Source organism: Massilia terrae (assembly GCF_024753145.1).
GTDB classification, from domain to species: Bacteria; Pseudomonadota; Gammaproteobacteria; order Burkholderiales; family Burkholderiaceae_D; genus Telluria; species Telluria terrae.
In genome coordinates, this window is the sequence record NZ_JANUGU010000001.1 from 1 (window position 1) to 19,458 (window position 19,458).

Sequence of the window (19,458 nt, forward strand, 5' to 3'; positions counted from 1 at the left end):
CTACGCCGCGCCCGCCGTCGCCGCCCAGCCCGCCATGATCGGGCAGCGCTCGGATATCATGGCCACCGAAGCGATCCGCCGCGCGATGGTCGAACGGGTGGCCCAGAAGGGCGTGCGCGACCAGAAAGTGCTGGCCGCCCTGCAGGCCGTGCCGCGCCACATGTTCATCGAACCGGCCCTGTCGGCCCAAGCCTACATCGACGCCTCGCTGCCGATCGGCCATCACCAGACCATTTCGCAGCCCTACATCGTGGCGCGGATGATCGAGGCGATGCGCGAGGGCGGGGCGCTCACGCGGGTGCTGGAAATCGGCACCGGCTGCGGCTACCAGGCCGCGGTGCTGTCCTGTGTGGCGGACGAGGTGTATTCGATCGAACGCATCAAGCCGCTGCATGAGTTGGCGAAAACCAATCTGCGGCCCTTGCGTATTTCTAACCTTCGCCTGCAATATGGCGATGGCATGCTCGGACTGCCGCAGGTGGCGCCCTTCGATGGCATCATCCTCGCGGCCGCCGGGCTGGAGGTGCCGCGCGCCCTGCTGGAACAGCTGGCGATCGGCGGCCGCCTCGTCGCGCCGGTTGGCGCCCAGGTCCAGCACCTGCAACGCATCACCCGCACCGGCAAGGCGGAGTGGTCCAGCGAAATGCTGGAAGACTGCCATTTCGTGCCACTGCGGCCAGGCCTCGCCTGATCTCCGCAAGACCTAGATACCGATAAGATGAGAATGACATACACACCACGCCTCGCCCTGCTGACCATGACGCTCGGCCTGCTTGCCGCCTGCAGCTCGCCGTCGCGCCAGGCCCCGGTCATCGACCGTCCGATGCCCAAAGCGAACCACAACAAGCCGGCCACGCCGGCCACCCCGGCCCCGGTCGTGGTGGCCGAGGAGCCCAGGCAGGAAGCCAACGGCAGCTACACCGTGCGCAAGGGCGACACCCTGCTGCGCATCGCGCTGGACCATGGCCAGAGCTACCGCGACATCGTGACCTGGAACAACCTGAGCGATCCGGACGATATCAAGGTCGGACAGGTGCTGCGCGTGAGCCCGCCTGAGCGCGTGGCCGGCACCACCCCGGTCACGGTGCCGAAGATCGAACCGATCGGGCCGAAGAAACCGGCGCCGGCGACCCCGCCCAAGGGCAAGGAAGTGGCCGAGGCCGCCAAGCCGGAGCCGAAGACGGAGGCGGCCGCCAGCGGCCCCGCGCCGGGCATCGTGGTCACCGCCACCGATGATGAGCGCCTGAGCTGGATGTGGCCGGCCAGCGGCAAGATCGTCGCCACCTTCGATGACAGCAAGAAAGGCATCGATATCGCCGGCAAGCCCGGCCAGCAAGTCGTGGCGGCCGGCGCAGGAAAAGTGATGTACGCGGGCAGCGGCATCCGTGGATATGGTAATCTCGTCATCGTCAAACACAGCAACACCTTGCTGTCGGCCTATGCCCATAACAAGGTGATCGTGGTGAAGGAAGGCGACACCGTCAGCAAAGGACAGGTGATCGCGGAAATGGGCGATACCGACGCCGATTCGGTCAAACTGCATTTCGAAATCCGTTTGCAGGGCAAGCCGGTCGATCCCGCGAGGTTCTTGCCCAGCCGTTAAGGAGGGTTGATGACGCAGCATGAGCACGACGCCTCGGACGATGGTCCCGACGAGCCGCTCGATGACGTGCTGCTCGAGGGCGACATCGCTCCCGGCGCCGATGAAGCCGGCGAGGCCAGCCCCGACGGCAACATCGCGTTGGAGAGCGTGGACGAGCTCAAGAAGATGCTCGCGGCCGAGCTCTCCACCGACACCACCCAGCACTACCTGAACCAGATCGGTTCGCGGCCGTTGCTGAGCGCGGCCGAGGAAGTGCACTACGCGACGCTGGCCAAGGCCGGCGACTTCCCCGCGCGCCAGAAAATGATCGAGCACAACCTGCGGCTGGTGGTCTCGATTGCCAAGCACTACATCAACCGCGGCGTGATCCTGCTCGACATGATCGAGGAGGGCAATATCGGCCTGATGCGCGCGATCGACAAGTTCGAGCCGGAGCGCGGCTTCCGCTTTTCCACCTACGCCACCTGGTGGATCCGCCAGAGCATCGAGCGCGCCATCATGAACCAGGCGCGCACGGTGCGCCTGCCGGTGCACATGGTGCGCGAACTGAACCAGATCCTGCGCGCCAAGTACCACCTCGAAGCGCAGCGCCACAACGGCAAGGACGCATCGAGCGAGGACATCGCCAGCCTGGTCGGGCGGCCGGTGGAGGAGGTGCAGGACATCCTCGCGCTGTCCGAGCACGCCACCTCGCTGGACGCGCCGCTCGACAACGATCCGCAGTCGAGCCTGATGGACATGCTGCCGGGCGACCACGACGAGGGCCCGGACGCGCGCGCCGAGCAGCACGAGATGACCCTGCTGGTGCGCGACTGGCTGGCCAAGCTGCCGGACAAGCAGCGCCTGGTGGTGATGCGCCGCTTCGGCCTCGACAACGACGATCCGGCCACGCTGGAGACGCTGGCGGAGGAGATGGGTGTCACGCGCGAGCGGGTGCGCCAGATCCAGCAGGAAGCGCTGGTCAAGCTGAAGCGGGCCATGGCCGCCCGTGGCGTCGTGCGCGATTCCTTGCTATGATGGCCGGTTTCCGGTTTGCCTGAGCTCCGCCACGAGCGGTGGTGGCGCGCGTGAACCGCGGCTTTCTCTCCCCCATCGACATGCAAGAAATCTTCATCGACATCAAATCCCTCGACATGGAAGCACGCGGCGTCGGCCACCTCGAGAACGAGGACGGCACGCCGGGCAAGGTCATCTTCGTCGAGGGCGCGCTGCCGGGCGAGCGGGTCAGCTTCGAGACCCAGCGCAAGAAGAAGAACTGGGAATCCGGCCGCATGGTCACGCTGGCGCGCGCCTCGTCGATGCGGGTCGAACCGCGCTGCCCGCATTTCGACCACTGCGGCGGCTGCTCGATGCAGCACCTGGAGCCCTCGGCCCAGGTCGCCATCAAGCAGCGCGTGCTCGAAGATAACCTCTGGCACATCGGCAAGGTGAAGGCGGAAAACATCATGCGCCCGCTGCAAGGGCCGACCTGGGAATACCGCTACCGCGCACGCCTGTCGGTGCGCTATGTGGCCAAGAAGGAGACCGTGCTGGTCGGCTTCCACGAGAAGCACTCGTCCTACGTGGCCGACATGAAGGAATGCCACATCCTGCCGCAGAACCTGTCGGACATGCTGGTGCCGCTGCGCGACATGGTGCGCTCGCTGTCGATCTACACCCAGATGCCGCAGATCGAAGTGGCGGTCGGCGAGGGCACGACCGCGCTGGTGCTGCGCATCATGGCGCCGCTGACGGCCGAAGACGAAACCATCGTCAGGGCATTCGCCGACAAATGGAACATCCAGTGGTGGCTGCAGCCGAAGGGCCCGGACACCGTCTACCCGTTCTATCCGCTGGACAAGGAGCTGTACTACACGCTGCCCGAATTCGGCATCAAGATGCCGTTCAAGCCGACCGATTTCACGCAGGTGAACCACCAGATCAACCGCGTGCTGGTGTCCAAGGCGCTGCGCCTGCTGGACGTGCAGCCGGGCGAGCGCGTGGCCGACCTGTTCTGCGGCCTCGGCAACTTCACGCTGCCGCTCGCGACCCAGGCGCGCGAAGTGGTCGGCATCGAAGGCAGCACCACGCTGACCACGCGCGCGCTGGAAAACGCGAAGGCGAATGGCGTGGAGGCGAAGACCACCTTCTACACGCGCAACCTGTTCGAAGTCACCAGGGACGACCTCATTGCCCTGGGCAAGTTCGACCGCATGCTGGTCGATCCGCCGCGCGATGGCGCCGTGGCGCTGGCGCTGGCGCTGGCCGAACTGCGCGAGACCCAGCCGGAACTGCTGCCGCGCCGCATCGTGTACGTATCCTGCAGCCCGTCCACGCTGGCGCGTGACGCCGGTATCCTCGTGCACCGCGCCGGCTACGTGATGAAGAAGGCCGGCGTCGCCAACATGTTCCCGCACACTTCGCACGTCGAGTCGATCGGCGTATTCGAGCTGCCGGAAGCGTAAGCTCAGCGCCCGCAAGGGGGTTCCCGTTTCCGCGGGAACGACGGATGGGGTTATGCAATATTTTGCATAATAGTTGGCGTCGTTCCCGCGCAGGCGGGAACCCCATTTCTCCACCGAAGTCTTACGGTCACCCGACCGGCGACATAAAAAAAGCCGGCACGCAGCCGGCTTTCCTTGAAGCGAAACGCGCTTAGTCGCGGCTACCTGCGGTGATACCCAGCAAGCTCAGCAGGCTGGTGAAGATGTTGTACACGTCCAGGTAAATCGACAGCGTCGCCGTGATGTAGTTGGTCTCGCCGCCGTTGACGATGCGCTGCACGTCGAACAGGATGAAGGCCGAGAAGATGCCGATCGCCAGCACCGAGATCACCAGGTGCAGCACGGTCAGGCCCAGGAAGATATTGGCCACGCCCGCCAGCAGCAGCACGATCACGCCGGCGAACAGCCAGCTGCCCAGGCCCGAGAAATCGCGGCGCGACACGGTGGCGATGCTGGCCATGGCCGCGAACACGCAGGCGGTGCCGCCGAAGGCCATGGCGATCAGGGCCGGGCCGTTGGAGAAGTGCAGGGTGTAGGTCAGCAGCGGAGCCAGCATCAGGCCCATGAAGCCGGTGAAGCCGAGCAGCACGCCGACGCCGGCGGCCGAGTCCTTGGTCTTGTTGATCGCGGCGATGAAGCCGAAGGCGACCAGCATGAACAGCAGGAAGCCCATGCCGCCGCGCATGAGGGTCGGCGGGAGCACGGTCATGCCGACGGCCGCGCCGATCACGGTCGGCACCATCGACAGCGCCAGCAGCCAGTAGGTGTTACGCAGGACCTTGTTGCGCGCGGCGCTGGCGCCGGCGATGTCGTAAGTTTTTTGGATGCTTGGGATCATAAAAATGCCTCCGGGTTCAATGTCAGTGATGCTTCCCGCCCAGCTTAGCACAGCCGCGAAACGACTTGTATGGACAGGTTCAGGCCAGCGCCACTGTAACACTTTACTTGCTGCCGCGGCAATCTCGGCCAGGCGGGGGATATATGGTAAAATCAAAGGTTGATTGAGTTCTGAATATCTCGATTTAAACCTTTCTTTTTATTGGAGTTTTTACATGGCAATCGAACGCACCCTGTCGATCATCAAACCTGACGCAGTCGCTAAAAACGTGATCGGCCAAATCTACAGCCGTTTCGAAGGCGCCGGCCTGAAGATCGTCGCTGCCCGCATGGCGCAGCTGTCGCGTGCTGAAGCCGAAGGCTTCTACGCCGTCCACAAGGAGCGTCCGTTCTTCAAGGACCTGGTCGACTTCATGGTCTCGGGCCCGGTCATGATCCAGGTGCTGGAAGGCGAAGGCGCCATCGCCAAGAACCGCGACCTGATGGGCGCCACCGACCCGAAGAAGGCCGACAAGGGCACCATCCGCGCCGACTTCGCCGACTCGATCGACGCCAACGCCGTGCACGGTTCGGACGCGGCGGAAACCGCTGCCGTGGAGATCGCCTACTACTTCCCGGCACTGAACGTCTACTCGCGTTAATTTGTAACGCGGCTGTAACAAGCTGTAAGACCGCCCGCGACCGCGGGCGGTGTTTGAAATACTAGGAAGACGATGACGACCCTCACCAACCTGCTGGACTTCGATCCCGCGCAACTCGCCGCCTACTGCGCCGACTTGGGTGAGAAGCCGTTTCGCGCCAAGCAATTGCAACGCTGGATACACCAGTACGGCGCGGCCGATTTCGACAGCATGACCGACCTGGCCAAGTCGCTGCGCGAGAAGCTCAAGACGCGCGCGGAAATCCGTGCGCCGGGCATCATCAGCGACCACACGTCCAGCGACGGCACCCGCAAGTGGCTGGTCGACGTCGGCAACGGCAACGCCGTCGAAACCGTCTTCATCCCGGAAGAAACCCGCGGCACCCTGTGCATCTCCACGCAAGCGGGCTGCGCGGTCAACTGCCGTTTCTGCTCCACCGGCAAGCAAGGCTTCAACCGCAACCTCTCCGTCGCGGAAATCATCGGCCAGCTGTGGATGGCCGAGTTCGAGCTGCGCAAGACCAAGGGCATCGAGCCTGGCCCCAAGGGCGAGCGCCAGATCACCAACGTGGTGATGATGGGCATGGGCGAGCCGCTGCTGAATTTCGAGCCGACCGTCACCGCGCTCAAGCTGATGCTCGACGATAACGCCTACGGCCTGTCGCGCCGCCGCGTGACCGTGTCGACCTCGGGCGTGGTGCCGAACATGGACAAGCTGTCCCAGGAATGCCCGGTGGCGCTGGCGGTGTCGCTGCACGCGCCCAACGATCCGCTGCGCGACATGCTGGTGCCGCTCAACAAGAAGTACCCGCTGCGCGAGCTGATGGCCGCGTGCAAGCGCTATCTGGAATTCGCCCCGCGCGACTTCATCACTTTCGAATACTGCATGCTCGACGGCGTCAACGACACCGACGAGCACGCCCGCGAGCTGCTGGCGCTGGTCAACGACCCCGTGGTCGGCGTCAACTGCAAGCTGAACCTGATCCCGTTCAATCCCTTCCCGGAATCGGGCCTGTTCCGCTCCAAGAACCCGCGCATCAAGGCCTTTGCCCAGATCCTGATGGACAACGGCATCGTCACCACCATCCGCAAGACCCGCGGCGACGACATCGACGCCGCCTGCGGCCAGCTGGCCGGCGAGGTGCAGGACCGCACCCGCGTCCAGCAGCGCATGGAAAAGATGGCGGAATACCAGAATAAGTTCGGCGCCGACTTCGGCCGCATCGTGGAGATCCGTTCTTGAGCGCGGCGCTGATCAAGCGCGCCGCCGGCGTCGTCCTGCTGTGCCTGCTCGCGGCCTGCGCCAGCAGCACCGCCGAGCGCGGCGAGCTCAAGACCGCGTCCGACCAGACCGCCGCCGAAAAGCGCGCCGGCATCCGCCTGCAGCTGGCGGTCGGCTACTACCAGGACGGCAAGTACGAGATCGCCCTCGACGAGGTCAAGCAGGCGATCGCGATCAATCCGGAGTCGGCCGACGGCTACGATATGCGCGGCCTGATCTACGCCGCGATGAAGGAAAACGCGCTGGCCGAGGAAAACTTCCAGCACGCGCTCAAGCTCGCGCCGGACAATCCGAATATCGCCAACAACTACGGCTCCTTCCTGTGCAATGCCGCCGGCAAGCCGGCCCAGGCGATCCCGTACTTCGAGGCGGCGCTGAACAATCCGCGCTACCGCTCGCCGCTCAGCGCGCTGCTCAATGCCGGCACCTGCAGCATCAAGATGAAGGACCTGGACGCGGCCGAACGCTACCTGGTGCAGGCGCTGCGCGACGCACCGGACCTGCCGCCGTTGAACGTGGCGCTGGCACAGGTCTATTATGCGAAGCGCGACTACCCGCGCGCCGGTTTTTTTGTGAACCGCCTGACGGAGACCGCGAAACTCGATACGCTGTCGGCGGATGCGCTGTGGCTCGCCCTGCGCGTCGAACGCAAGTTGGGCAAACGCGACCTTGAAGCGAGCCTGGTCGCGCAGCTGCGCCATCGCTTTCCGGGTTCGCCCGAGTACGCCGCATTCCAGCGCGGCGCTTTTGATTGAGTGAGACGACAATGAATTCAGACCGGGCGGATCAGCCGGCAACGCCAGAAAATCCTCCGCAGCGCGGCGTGCCGGGCCAGGCCCTGGCGGCCCAGCGCGAAGCGATGGGCTGGTCGGTGGAGCAGGTGGCGGACCAGTTGAAGATGGCGGTGCGCCAGGTGGTCGCGCTGGAAGCGGGCGATTACGCCGCGCTGCCCAGTCCCGCCGTGACGCGCGGCTTCGTGCGCGCCTACGCCAAGATCCTGCGCCTGGATCCGGCGCCGCTGGTGGCCATGATCGAGATGGACACGCCGGCCCCGGCCGAGAACGTCAACCGCGCGCGCAGCCTGGACAAGCCGGCCCGTTTCAACGAGTCGTCGCGCTTCCCCCTGCATGGCAAGCGCAGCAGCCTGCCGGTCGGCTGGATCGCCGCCGGCGTGGCGGTGGCCGTGGCCGCCGCGGCCGCATGGCACTTCGGCCTGGTCCCGCACCGCAAGGCCGAACCGGCCGTCTCCAGCACCATCGAGCTGCCGGCCAGCGCGCCGCACGGCGTCACCGAGCAGCCGCTGCAAAAGCCGGAGGTGCCGCTGATTTCGGTCCCGGGCCAGCAGGAACAGCAAGCGCCCAACAACGCCCAGCCGCCGGCCAACGGGGCCGCCCCCGCGGCCCAGCCGCCGGCTGCGGGTACCCCGGGCGCCGCCGCCGCTCCGGCTGCGGCCCAGCCCGCCGCCGCGCCGGCGCCGCTGCAGGCCGCCGCCGAAGCCGCGCCCGCCAGTGGATTGGTCCTGAAGCTCAACGAGGATTCGTGGATCCAGGTGCGCACCGCGGACGGCAAGAACCTGGTGTCGCGCCTGGTCAAGGCCGGCGATACCCAAGCGCTGCCGCTCGACCAGCCGGTGACGCTGACCGTCGGCAACCCGAAAGGCGTGAACGCGACCCTGCGCGGCGCCGCCGTCGAGTTGCCGCTGCTGCCGGGGAAGACCATCGCCCGCGTCGCGCTCAAGTAACAGAGGACAGCAATGACTTCGCAATATTCGCCCATCCCGTCCGGCCCGCTCGCACGCCGCGCCAGCCGCAAGGTACTGGTCGCGCACGGCGCGCGCCAGGTCTGGGTCGGCGGCGACGCGCCGGTGCTGGTGCAGTCGATGACCAATACCGACACCGCCGACGTGATCGGCACCGCAATCCAGGTCAAGGAACTGACGCGCGCCGGCTCCGAAGTGGTGCGCATCACGGTCAACACGCCGGAAGCGGCGGCCGCCGTGCCGGCCATCCGCGCCCAGCTCGACGCGATGGGTGTGGACGTGCCGCTGGTCGGCGACTTCCACTACAACGGCCACCTGCTGCTGCGCGACTATCCGGAGTGCGCGCAGGCGCTGTCGAAATACCGCATCAACCCGGGCAACGTGGGGCAGGGCGCCAAGCGCGACAGCCAGTTCGCCCAGATGATCGCGATCGCGATCAAGTACGACAAGCCGGTGCGCATCGGCGTCAACTGGGGCAGCCTCGACCAGTCGCTGCTGGCCCGCATCATGGACGAGAACGCGCAGCGCGCGCAGCCCTGGAGCGCCCAGGCCGTGATGTACGAGGCGCTGGTCACCTCGGCCATCGAGAACGCGCAGCGCGCCGAAGAGCTGGGCCTGGCCGGCGACAAGATCATCCTGTCGTGCAAGGTATCCGGCGTGCAGGACCTGATCGCCGTCTACCGCGAACTGGCCAAGCGCTGCGACTATCCGCTGCACCTGGGCCTGACCGAAGCCGGCATGGGCAGCAAGGGCATCGTCGCTTCGACCGCGGCGCTGTCGGTGCTGCTGCAGGAAGGCATCGGCGACACCATCCGCATTTCGCTGACCCCGGAACCGGGCGGCGACCGCACCAGGGAAGTGGTGGTGGGCCAGGAGATCCTGCAAACCATGGGCTTGCGCAAATTCGCGCCGATGGTGATTGCCTGCCCGGGCTGCGGCCGCACCACCTCGACCGTGTTCCAGGAGCTGGCCGACAACATCCAGACCTTCCTGCGCGAGCGCATGCCGGAATGGAAGAAGGCGTATCCGGGCGTGGAAGCGATGAACGTGGCCGTGATGGGCTGCATCGTCAACGGGCCGGGCGAGTCGAAGCACGCCAACATCGGCATCAGCCTGCCGGGCACGGGCGAATCGCCGGCCGCGCCGGTGTTCGTCGATGGCCAGAAGGTGGCGACGCTGCGCGGTGAGAAGATTGTGGAAGAGTTCCAGCAAATTGTGCTGGATTACGTGCAAAAGAATTATGGGGCTTCGGTAGAATCCGCAGCCTGAAAGCGTCGTCCCGGCGAAGGCCGGGACCCATGCTGACTATCCGAATTTGGAAGCGGTCTATGGGTCCCGGCCTCCGCCGGGACGACGTGCAAAGGGTAACTATGTCCGATAAAAAAGAGAAAATTGTCGCCATCAAAGGCATGAACGACATCCTCCCGGCCGACGCGCCGCTGTGGGAGCTGTTCGAGAACACCGTCGAAACGATCCTGAAGAGCTACGGCTACCAGAAGATCGTCACCCCGATCGTCGAGGAAACGCGCCTGTTCGCGCGCGCCATCGGCGCCGTCACCGACATCGTCGAGAAGGAAATGTACTCCTTCGAAGACTCGATGAACGGCGACCAGCTGACCCTGCGCCCGGAAGGCACCGCCAGCGTGGTGCGCGCCGCCATCGAGCACAACCTGGCCTACGACGGCCCCAAGCGCCTGTGGTACAAGGGCCCGATGTTCCGCCACGAGCGTCCGCAGCGCGGCCGCTACCGCCAGTTCTTCCAGTTCGGCGCGGAAGCGATCGGTTTTGCCGGTCCCGACATCGACGCCGAGCTGATCATGCTGTGCCGCCGCCTGTGGGATGACCTCGGCCTGTCCAACATCCGCCTCGAACTGAACTCGATCGGCAACGCGGAAGAGCGCAACCGCCACCGCGCCGAGCTGATCACCTATTTCGAAGCGCACCATGAGCAGCTGGACGAGGAAGCCAGGCGCCGCCTGCACGCCAACCCGCTGCGCATCCTCGACACCAAGAACCCGACCATGCAGAACCTGGTCAACGCCGCGCCCAAGCTGCTGGACTACCTGGGCGAGGAATCGCTGGCGCACTTCGACGGCCTGAAGAAGATCCTCGACGCCAACAACGTGCAGTACACGGTCAACCCGCGCCTGGTGCGCGGCCTGGACTACTACAACCGCACCGTGTTCGAGTGGGTCACCGACGAGCTGGGCGCGCAGGGCACCGTGTGCGCCGGCGGCCGCTACGACCCGCTGATCGAAACCTTCGGCGGCAAGCCGACCCCGGCGGTCGGTTTTGCGATGGGCATGGAACGCCTGATCGAGCTGATGAAGGGCGCCGGCGAGATGGCCGCGCCGGCCCAGTGCGACGTCTACATGGTGCACCAGGGCGAGGAAGCGCAGATGCGCGCCTTCATCCTCGGCGAGCGCCTGCGCGACGCCGGCCTCGACGTGGTGCTGCACTGCGCGACCGCCCAGGGCGCGGGCAGCTTCAAGAGCCAGATGAAGAAGGCCGATGGTTCCGGCGCCGCGTTTGCCGTGATCATCGGCGAGGACGAAGTGAGCAACAACGTGGCCGCCGTCAAGGCCTTGCGCGCCGGCGACGCCGAGCAGCAGCAGGCCAGCGTGCCCTTCGACGAGGTGGTCGACTACGTGGTCGACCAGATCGTCGGCGACGACCACGATCACGATCACGACCACGTGCACTATCACGCGTAAAATTACCAACCCAACCATTAGAACGACAAACGGATTGACATGGCATACGATCTCGAAGAACAAGAGCAGATAGCGACTTTCAAGGCATTCTGGGGCAGCTACGGCAACCTGATCACCTGGGTGCTGATCGTCGTGCTCGGGGGCTACGCCGCCTACAACTTCTGGAACTCGCACCAGCGCAACCAGGCGGCCGAGGCTTCCGGCCTGTACGACCAGATGCTCGCTTCGCTGCAGGCGAACGACAACGCCAAGGTGCAGCGCATCGCCGGCGATATCGAGTCCAAGTTCGGCGGCACCATCTACGCCCCGATGGCGGCGCTGGGCGCGGCCAAGGGCGCGTTCGACGCCAACGACCTGAAGACCGCCAAGGCCCAGCTGCAATGGGCGATCGACCATGGCGACGAGGAATATAAATCGCTGGCCAAGCTGCGCCTGGCCGGCGTGCTGCTGGACGAGAAGGCGTATGACCAGGCGCTGGCGCAATTGAGCGGCGAGTTCCTGCCGCAGTACAAGGGCGACGTGGCCGACCGCAAGGGCGACATCTACGCCGCGCAGAACAAACCGGCCGACGCGCGCAGCGCCTACCAAGCCGCGCTCGACGCGATGGACAAGAAGAACCCGGGCCGCCAGCTGGTGCAGCTCAAGCTCGACTCGCTGGGTGGTTCGACGGCCGCGGCCGACGCAAAGCCAGCTCCGGCAGCAGCGCCCGCCGCTTAAGTAGGATCGTCGTTCCCGCGCAGGCGGGAACCCCATGTCGTCGCCTCGTCCGTCGCGCTTGCCGCCGGCCCGGCGCCACAATGGGATTCCCGCGTGCGCGGGAATGACGGAGACGATTAGTCCTGAGAACAAGGTATAAGAAAACATGCGCACTACACGTAAGCTTGTCAGCGTCGGCGTCCTGGCCCTGATCGCGGGCTGCTCGAGCCTGAACCCGTTTGCATCGAAGGAAAAAGGCAACCCGCCCGCGCCCCTGGTCGAGCTGAAGGCCAGCATGGCCGCGCGCACCGTGTGGAAAGCGGAGATCGGCAAGTCGAACAAATACGAGCTGTCGCCCGCGCTGGCCGGCAACACCGTGCTGGTCGCATCGAACGACGGCAACCTGGCCCGCATCGAAGCCGACAGCGGCCGCCAGCTGTGGCGCGTCAAGACCGGCACCGACCTGACCACCAGCCCCGGCAGCGACGGCAACCTGGTCGCGATCGGCGCCGCCAAGGGCATCCTGCTGGCCTACGACATGGACGGCAAGGAGCTGTGGAAGGCCCAGCTGTCGAGCGAGATCCTGTCGGCCCCGGCGGTTGCCCACGGCATCGTGGTGGCGCGCTCGATCGACAACCGCATCGTCGGCCTGGACGCCAAGAGCGGCGAGAAGAAATGGACCGTGCAGCGTCCGCTGCCGCCGCTCACCCTGCGCCTGGCGCCGGGCATGGTGGCGCACGATACCGACGTCGTCATCGCCCAGCCGGGCGGCAAGCTGGCCTCGCTGCTGATCGCCACCGGCGCCCCGCGCTGGGAGGTGGAAGTGGGCGTGGCCCGCGGCGCCACCGAACTGGAGCGCGTAACCGATATCGGCGGCACCCCGGCCATCTACGACAACGACGTCTGCGCCGTGTCCTACCAGGGCAAGGTCGGCTGCTTCGACATCACCACCGGTTCGGCGCGCTGGACCCGCGACCTGTCCTCGCAAGTGGGCGTGGCGGTCGACCAGCGCTACGTGTTCGCGGCCGACGACAAGGGCGCCGTGTCCGCTTTCAACCGCGAGACCGGCACCAGCGCCTGGAAGAACGACAAGCTGTCCTACCGCGGCCTGTCGACCCCGGTGTCGGTGGGACGCGCCGTCGCCGTCGCCGATTACCAGGGCTATGTGCACTTCCTCGACCGCGAAGACGGCAAGCTGCTCGCGCGCGTCGCCACCGACGGCAGCCCGGTCACCTCGACCCCGCTGCTGGCCGGTTCGAAGCTGATTTTTCAAACGCAAAATGGAACCGTGGCCGCGATCGCGGTCGAATAATAATTAGATGAAGCCGGTAATTGCACTCGTTGGCCGACCGAACGTCGGTAAGTCGACCCTCTTCAACCGCCTGACCCGCTCGCGCGACGCACTGGTGGCCGACCTGCCTGGCCTCACGCGCGACCGCCACTACGGGGAAGGGCGGATGGGCGACCGTCCGTTCCTGGTCATCGATACCGGCGGTTTCGAGCCGGTCGCCAAGGAAGGCATCATGCACGAGATGGCGCTGCAGACGCGCCAGGCCGTGGCCGAGGCCGACATCGTCGTGTTCATCGTCGATGGCCGCCAGGGCCTGACGCCGCACGACAAGACCATCACCGACTTCCTGCGCAAGTCGGGCCGCCAGGTCATGCTCGTCGTGAACAAGAGCGAGGGCATGAAGTACACCTCGGTCACCGCCGAGTTCTACGAGCTCGGCCTGGGCGATCCGTATGTGATCTCGGCCGCCCACGGCGACGGCGTGCTCGACCTCGTCAACGAGGCGCTCGACCTGGCCGTGCAGCAGCGTCCGGAAGAGCCGGAAGAGCTGGAGCCGGCCGACCACGGCATCAAGATCGCCATCGTCGGCCGCCCCAACGTCGGCAAGTCGACCCTGATCAACACCCTGGTCGGCGAGCAGCGCGTGATCGCCTTCGACATGCCGGGCACCACCCGCGACTCGATCGAAGTGCCGTTCGAGCGCGACGGCAAGACCTACACCCTGATCGACACCGCCGGCATCCGCCGCCGCGGCAAGGTGTTCGAAGCCATCGAGAAATTCTCGGTGGTCAAGACGCTGCAATCGATCTCGGAAGCCAACGTCGTCGTCCTGCTACTGGATGCCCAGCAAGACATTTCCGAGCAGGACGCCCACATCGCCGGCTTCATCCTGGAGTCGGGGAGGGCGCTGGTGGTGGCCGTCAACAAATGGGACGGCCTGCAGTCGCACCAGCGCGACCAGGTCAAGATCGACCTCGACCGCAAGCTGGACTTCCTCTCGTTTGCCAAGCAGCATTTCATTTCGGCGCTGAAAGGCACCGGCATCGGCCCGCTGATGAAGTCGGTCGATTCCGCCTACGCCGCCGCCACCGCCAAGCTGTCGACCCCGCGCCTGACCCGCGCGCTCGAACTGGCCGTCGAAAAACAAGAACCAAAGCGCAAGGGCGGCACCCGCCCGAAAATGCGCTATGCCCACCAGGGCGGGCAGAATCCGCCCGTCATCGTTATCCACGGCAATGCCCTGGATGGCGTCACCGAGCCGTACAAGAGGTATCTGGAGAAGCACTTCCGCGACACCTTCAACCTCATCGGCACACCGCTGCGCATCGAATTGCGCTCTGGCAAAAATCCCTTTGCCAAAGAGCAAAAATAACGATAGCAGTACGACAAAAACCGGCAAAACAGGGTACAGTAACTCAGGGCCTGTTTTAGCCTTTGCTGTCAGGCGATTTTGCCTCTTGAAAACAGGGCAGGTCGCCTCAACTTTTAAACTACAACAACACACGGAGCTGTCATGAGCAACAAAGGGCAACTGTTACAAGACCCATTCCTCAATGCCTTGCGCAAAGAGCACGTTCCCGTCTCCATCTATCTGGTCAACGGGATCAAACTCCAGGGACACATCGAGTCCTTCGACCAATACGTCGTTTTACTGCGTAACACCGTTACCCAAATGGTCTACAAGCACGCCATTTCCACCGTCGTTCCGGCCCGCGCCGTCAACCTCAATCTCGAGCAGGAAGCCGAGTAAGGCCGATGGCAGGAGCCCCCGGCACCTCCACCATGCGCGCCGCCCTGGTGGGCATCGATTTTGGGGCTGGCGATTTTGCTGCCAGCCTCGATGAACTGTCGTTGCTGGCGAAGTCCGCCGGCGCCGACCCTGTCTCCACCATCACCGCCAAGCGCAGTTCGCCCGATCCGGCCTACTACGTCGGCAGCGGCAAGGCCGACGAAATCGGCCAGGCCGTGCTGGCGGACAAGATTGAAATCGTCATCTTCAACCACGCGCTGTCGCCGGCCCAGCAGCGCAACCTGGAACGCAAGCTGAACGTGCGCGTCGTCGACCGCACCAGCCTGATCCTGGACATCTTCGCCCAGCGCGCCAAGACCAACGAAGGTAAGTTGCAGGTCGAGCTGGCCCAGCTGCAGCACCTGGCCACGCGCCTGATCCGCGGCTGGACCCACCTGGAACGGCAAAAGGGTGGTATCGGCCTGCGCGGCCCCGGTGAAACCCAGCTGGAAACCGACCGCCGCCTGATCGGCGAGCGCGTCAAGATGCTGCGCACCCGCCTGGCCAAGCTGCGCAAGCAGCACGAAACCCAGCGCCGCGCGCGCGGCCGCAACAAGACCTTCTCGGTGTCGCTGGTCGGCTATACCAACGCCGGCAAGTCGACCCTGTTCAACACCCTGACCAAGGCCGGCGTCTACGTCGCCAACCAGTTGTTCGCGACCCTGGACACCACCAGCCGCCGCCTCTACCTGGGCGACGAGGTTGGCAACGTGGTCGTGTCCGACACGGTTGGCTTCGTGCGCGAGCTGCCGCACCAGCTGGTGGCGGCGTTCCGCGCCACGCTGGAGGAAACCATCCACGCCGACCTGCTGCTGCACGTGGTCGACGGTTCCTCGCCCGTGCGCAACGAGCAGATCGAGCAGGTCAACGAGGTGCTGCGCGAGATCGGCGCCGACCATGTTCCGCAGATTCTGGTGTGGAACAAGATCGATGCTGCCGGGCTGGAGCCCGGGGTGGAACGTGATGAATATGATAAAATCAGCCGCGTTTTCATCAGCGCCCAGAGCGGCGCCGGCCTGGATTTGCTGCGCGGCGCAATCGCCGAGGCTGCCACCGCGGGCCCGGAACTGCCCGAGTTCGCACTGGAACGCGAGGAACTCGAACTTGGCCTCGCGCCATCCTCCCCATCCGTCGGGCCTCACTAAGTGCCTATGCTTGCCTCCATACTAAAAAGAACCGGCATCAAGCCATCGTTGAATGACCCTCGCTGGGGCCACAACCCCAAGAGCGACACCAAGGCCCAGGAAGGCCGCCGCCCCGGCGAAGGTCCGCCCGACCTCGACCAGCTGTGGCGCGACTTCAATGCCCGCCTGAACCGCCTGTTCGGCCAGCGCGGCAGCGGCGGCGACGGTGGCAAGCTCAAGCCCGACATGCGCGGCGCCGGCATCACCGCCTCCGTCATCGTGTTCATCGTGGCCCTGATCTGGCTGGCCAGCGGCGCCTTCATCGTGCAGGACGGCCAGGTCGGCGTGGTCAGCACCTTCGGCAAGATCAGCCACATCGCCAAGCCCGGCTTCAACTGGCGCTGGCCCTATCCGATCCAGGCCCACCAGCTGGTCAACACCGGCAAGATCAACACCGCCGAGATCGGCTACCGCAACAACGTGCGCAACCGCCAGCCGCAGGAATCGCTGATGATGACCAACGACCAGAACCTGGTCGACGTCCAGTTCTCGGTGCAATACCAGATCAAGGACCCGGTGGCCTGGCTGTTCTCCGAGCGCGACCAGGACGAGACCGTGCGCGACGTCGCCGAGAGCGCGGCGCGCGAAGTGGTGGGCAAGAAGGACCTGGACTACCTGCTGTACCAGGGCCGCGACGCCGTCGCCGCCGACGTGCGCCGGATCACCCAGCAACTGTTGGACCGCTACAAGCTGGGCGTGCAGCTGACCACGGTCGCGATGCAGGCTGTGCAGCCGCCGGAACCGGTGCAGGCCGCCTTCAACGACGCCATCAAGGCCGCCGAGGAGCGCGACCGCGCCAAGGCCGAAGGCGAAGCTTATGCCAACGATGTGATCCCGACCGCCAAGGGCAAGGCCGCCGTCAAGCTGCAGGAAGCCGAAGCCTACCGTGCCCAGGTGGTCGAAACCGCGGCCGGCAGCGCCGCCCGCTTCGACCAGGTGGTGGCCCAATATGCCAAGGCGCCGGCCGTGACGCGCGAACGCATGTACATCGAGACCATGCAAGAGATTTTCAGCAACGCCAGCAAGGTGCTGGTCGACGCCAAGACCAATAACACCATCTACCTGCCGATCGACAAGATGATGGAAAAGACCGCCGCCAACGACGCCGCCATCGGCAGCAAGTCCGGCCCGGTGCCGGTGCCGCCGCAGCAGCAGGGCCAGCAGGCGCCCCAGCCGGCCGCCCAGCAGCAGGCTGCGGCGCCGGCCGACCAGGCTGCGCCGGCAGTCCCGGAATCGGTGCGCCAGCGCGATGCGCGCAGCCGCGAATCGCAACGTGAGCGGGAGACGCGCTGATGAGCCGCCTTGTCACCCTGTTCGTTGCGCTGTTCGTCGCGCTCATGCTCCTGTCCTCGACCATGTTCGTGGTCGACCAGCGCCGCTATGCCGTCGTGTTTTCGCTGGGCGAAGTGAACGAAGTGCTGACCGAGCCCGGCCTGCACTTCAAGCTGCCGCCGCCGCTGCAGAACGTGGTCTACCTCGACCGCCGCCTGCTGACGCTGGAAACACCGGATAACGAACGCTATTCGACCTCCGAGAAGAAGGACCTGCTGGTCGACGCCTACGTCAAATGGCGCATCGCCGACCCGCGCAAGTTCTACGTCAATTTCGGCAGCGACGAAGGCAAGGTGCGCGACCAGGTCGCGCAGCTGGTCAAGACCACGCTCAACGGTGAAATTGGCAAGCGCACCGTGCACCAGGTGATCTCGACCGAGCGCGAGGCGATGATGGACGCGGTGCGCGGCAAGGTCGTCGCCGATGCCCGCGCGCTCGGCTTGGACGTGGTCGACGTGCGCCTCAAGCGCGTCGACTTCGCCGACGAGGTCAACAATGCCGTGTTCGGCCGCATGAAGGCCGAGCGCGTGCGCGTGGCCAACGAGCTGCGTTCCAGCGGCAACGCCGAGTCCGATCGCATCAAGGCCGACGCCGACCGCCAGCGCACCGTGATCCTGGCCGAAGCCTTCCGCGACGCCCAGACCATCATGGGCGAGGGCGATGCCAAGGCGTCCGAAATCTACGCCAAGTCCTTCGGCAAGAACCCCGAGTTCTACAAGTTCTACCGTTCGCTGGAGGCCTACCGCGCCACCTTCAAGTCGCATGGCGACGTGATGGTGATCGACAGCAACTCGGACTTCTTCAAGTACATGAAGAACCCCGGCGCCGGCAAATAAGCGCCCGGCGCTAGTCCCCCAAAAAAGCGGCTTCACGGCCGCTTTTTTATTCCCGTAAATAATTCGTTTGATGGACAGCTAGATAACTGTTCGGCTCGCTACAAGGGCATCGGTTTGCTCAACAGCGGCGCCATTGCTTGCTCGATGATGGGTTGTGGAGCTTGTTTCCCTCGACTCGATAACCCTTCCACAGGAGCATCAAATGAACTCGAAGATTACGATCAGGAACTGCGCCTGGCTCTCGCTCCTGCTGCTTGCGGGCTGCGGCAGCAGCGACCAGGCCAATCCCCCGGTGGCGCAGGACACGCCGCCATTCAAGGATTCCGGCGGCCCCGGGGATGTCTGCGTGTCGCAGAACCCGGCGCCGGAAAGCCTGGCCGGGCTGCTGACCACGGTGCCGGGGCAGTCCGGTACGCGGGGCGATGCCGCGACCAGCTCCACGGCGCCGCTGACCGATCCGCTGGGCGAGCCGATCACGCTGGCGTCCACCTACACGCCGCTGGTCGACGGCACGCTCTACAACACCGCGGCCTGGCCGGTGTGGTGGGGCACTGGCAAGCCGGTGGGGGCGGTCAACTGCCTGGCCAGCGCGGTCTGGCACAAGCACATGCTGATCTCGATCTACAGCAACGGCAAGCGCCTCGGCTTCCCGGATGGCATCGGGCGGGTGCATGCGGGCTGCTATCACGCCTACGAAATGCACGTGCACGACGTGACCGGCATCATCCACATGGAAGCGGACACGCCGAAGAATTTCACGCTGGGCGACTGGTTCCTGCTGTGGCAGCAGCCGCTGGGCCGCGACGGGGCGGCCGGGCTGCCGGGGCCGGTGCGCTTCTACATCATCGAGAATGGCGCGATCACCCGCTTCGACGGCGATCCGGCCACGATCCCGATGGTGGCGCACCGCGAGATCCTGATCGTGACCGGCACGCCGCTGTCGACGGTGCCGAAGTACCAGTGGCCGCTGGGTATCTGAAAATCCACTGTTATCCCCGAAACCGTCGTCCCG

19 protein-coding genes are annotated in these 19,458 nt (G+C 65.4%); 18 read left to right on the top strand and 1 reads right to left on the bottom strand.

Annotated elements, in window-relative coordinates:
• From NX778_RS00005 to rlmD, 4 genes are all read left to right on the top strand, one after another.
• On the top strand, positions 1-691 hold a 691-nt coding region (locus NX778_RS00005), incomplete at its 5' end, for a protein-L-isoaspartate(D-aspartate) O-methyltransferase (RefSeq protein ID WP_258809644.1).
• A gap of 33 nt (positions 692-724) precedes the next feature.
• Entirely contained in the window at positions 725-1,603 is an 879-nt protein-coding gene (locus tag NX778_RS00010) for a peptidoglycan DD-metalloendopeptidase family protein (protein WP_258809645.1), read from the top strand.
• A gap of 9 nt (positions 1,604-1,612) precedes the next feature.
• Positions 1,613-2,620: an RNA polymerase sigma factor RpoS gene (gene rpoS / locus NX778_RS00015; protein WP_258809646.1), complete on the top strand. Its 1,008-nt coding sequence runs from the start codon at positions 1,613-1,615 to the stop codon at positions 2,618-2,620.
• A gap of 80 nt (positions 2,621-2,700) precedes the next feature.
• Positions 2,701-4,047, top strand: coding sequence for a 23S rRNA (uracil(1939)-C(5))-methyltransferase RlmD (rlmD, locus tag NX778_RS00020; RefSeq protein ID WP_258811002.1), 1,347 nt, complete (start codon positions 2,701-2,703; stop codon positions 4,045-4,047).
• A 190-nt stretch (positions 4,048-4,237) separates the two neighbouring features.
• Here the strand turns inward: rlmD and NX778_RS00025 are convergent, their stop codons facing one another.
• The gene (locus tag NX778_RS00025; RefSeq protein WP_258809647.1) at positions 4,238-4,924 is read right to left on the bottom strand and encodes a Bax inhibitor-1/YccA family protein; all 687 of its coding nucleotides are present in this window, start codon (positions 4,922-4,924) and stop codon (positions 4,238-4,240) included.
• Positions 4,925-5,138: 214 nt separating this feature from the next.
• On the opposite strand from NX778_RS00025, the gene ndk reads away from it, so the two are divergent.
• The 14 genes from ndk to NX778_RS00095 all read left to right on the top strand — a co-directional run bounded on the left by ndk (position 5,139) and on the right by NX778_RS00095 (position 19,425).
• Complete coding sequence (gene ndk / locus NX778_RS00030) at positions 5,139-5,564, top strand: nucleoside-diphosphate kinase (RefSeq protein WP_258809648.1); 426 nt, start codon at positions 5,139-5,141, stop codon at positions 5,562-5,564.
• Between the two features lie 72 nt (positions 5,565-5,636).
• Positions 5,637-6,806, top strand: coding sequence for a dual-specificity RNA methyltransferase RlmN (gene rlmN / locus NX778_RS00035; RefSeq protein WP_258809649.1), 1,170 nt, complete (start codon positions 5,637-5,639; stop codon positions 6,804-6,806).
• A complete protein-coding gene (gene pilW / locus NX778_RS00040) occupies positions 6,803-7,600 on the top strand; it encodes a type IV pilus biogenesis/stability protein PilW (RefSeq protein WP_258809650.1) in 798 nt (265 codons plus the stop codon). Before rlmN ends, pilW begins: the two co-directional genes overlap by 4 nt.
• An 11-nt stretch (positions 7,601-7,611) precedes the next feature.
• Positions 7,612-8,586: a helix-turn-helix domain-containing protein gene (locus NX778_RS00045; protein WP_258809651.1), complete on the top strand. Its 975-nt coding sequence runs from the start codon at positions 7,612-7,614 to the stop codon at positions 8,584-8,586.
• A gap of 12 nt (positions 8,587-8,598) precedes the next feature.
• Positions 8,599-9,873, top strand: coding sequence for a flavodoxin-dependent (E)-4-hydroxy-3-methylbut-2-enyl-diphosphate synthase (ispG, locus tag NX778_RS00050; protein WP_258809652.1), 1,275 nt, complete (start codon positions 8,599-8,601; stop codon positions 9,871-9,873).
• Between the two features lie 101 nt (positions 9,874-9,974).
• Positions 9,975-11,318, top strand: coding sequence for a histidine--tRNA ligase (gene hisS / locus NX778_RS00055; protein ID WP_258809653.1), 1,344 nt, complete (start codon positions 9,975-9,977; stop codon positions 11,316-11,318).
• 39 nt (positions 11,319-11,357) lie between these two features.
• Positions 11,358-12,035, top strand: a complete 678-nt coding sequence (locus NX778_RS00060; protein WP_258809654.1) for a YfgM family protein — start codon at positions 11,358-11,360, stop codon at positions 12,033-12,035.
• Positions 12,036-12,180: 145 nt separating this feature from the next.
• Positions 12,181-13,326 carry an outer membrane protein assembly factor BamB gene (gene bamB / locus NX778_RS00065; RefSeq protein WP_258809655.1) on the top strand — a complete coding sequence of 382 codons (1,146 nt, stop codon included), beginning with the start codon at positions 12,181-12,183 and terminating at the stop codon, positions 13,324-13,326.
• A 7-nt stretch (positions 13,327-13,333) separates the two neighbouring features.
• The gene (gene der / locus NX778_RS00070; RefSeq protein ID WP_258809656.1) at positions 13,334-14,677 is read left to right on the top strand and encodes a ribosome biogenesis GTPase Der; all 1,344 of its coding nucleotides are present in this window, start codon (positions 13,334-13,336) and stop codon (positions 14,675-14,677) included.
• A gap of 141 nt (positions 14,678-14,818) precedes the next feature.
• Positions 14,819-15,055, top strand: a complete 237-nt coding sequence (gene hfq / locus NX778_RS00075) for an RNA chaperone Hfq (RefSeq protein WP_258809657.1) — start codon at positions 14,819-14,821, stop codon at positions 15,053-15,055.
• Positions 15,056-15,087: 32 nt separating this feature from the next.
• Positions 15,088-16,239 (top strand): GTPase HflX, encoded by a 1,152-nt coding sequence (gene hflX, locus NX778_RS00080; RefSeq protein WP_258811003.1) that lies wholly within the window; start codon positions 15,088-15,090, stop codon positions 16,237-16,239.
• Positions 16,240-16,287: 48 nt separating this feature from the next.
• Positions 16,288-17,571 (top strand): FtsH protease activity modulator HflK, encoded by a 1,284-nt coding sequence (gene hflK / locus NX778_RS00085; protein ID WP_307727880.1) that lies wholly within the window; start codon positions 16,288-16,290, stop codon positions 17,569-17,571.
• A complete protein-coding gene (hflC, locus tag NX778_RS00090; RefSeq protein ID WP_258809659.1) occupies positions 17,571-18,446 on the top strand; it encodes a protease modulator HflC in 876 nt (291 codons plus the stop codon). The genes hflK and hflC overlap by 1 nt, the downstream gene beginning before the upstream one ends.
• A gap of 202 nt (positions 18,447-18,648) precedes the next feature.
• Entirely contained in the window at positions 18,649-19,425 is a 777-nt protein-coding gene (locus NX778_RS00095; RefSeq protein ID WP_258809660.1) for a hypothetical protein, read from the top strand.
• The last annotated feature ends 33 nt before the right edge of the window (positions 19,426-19,458 follow it).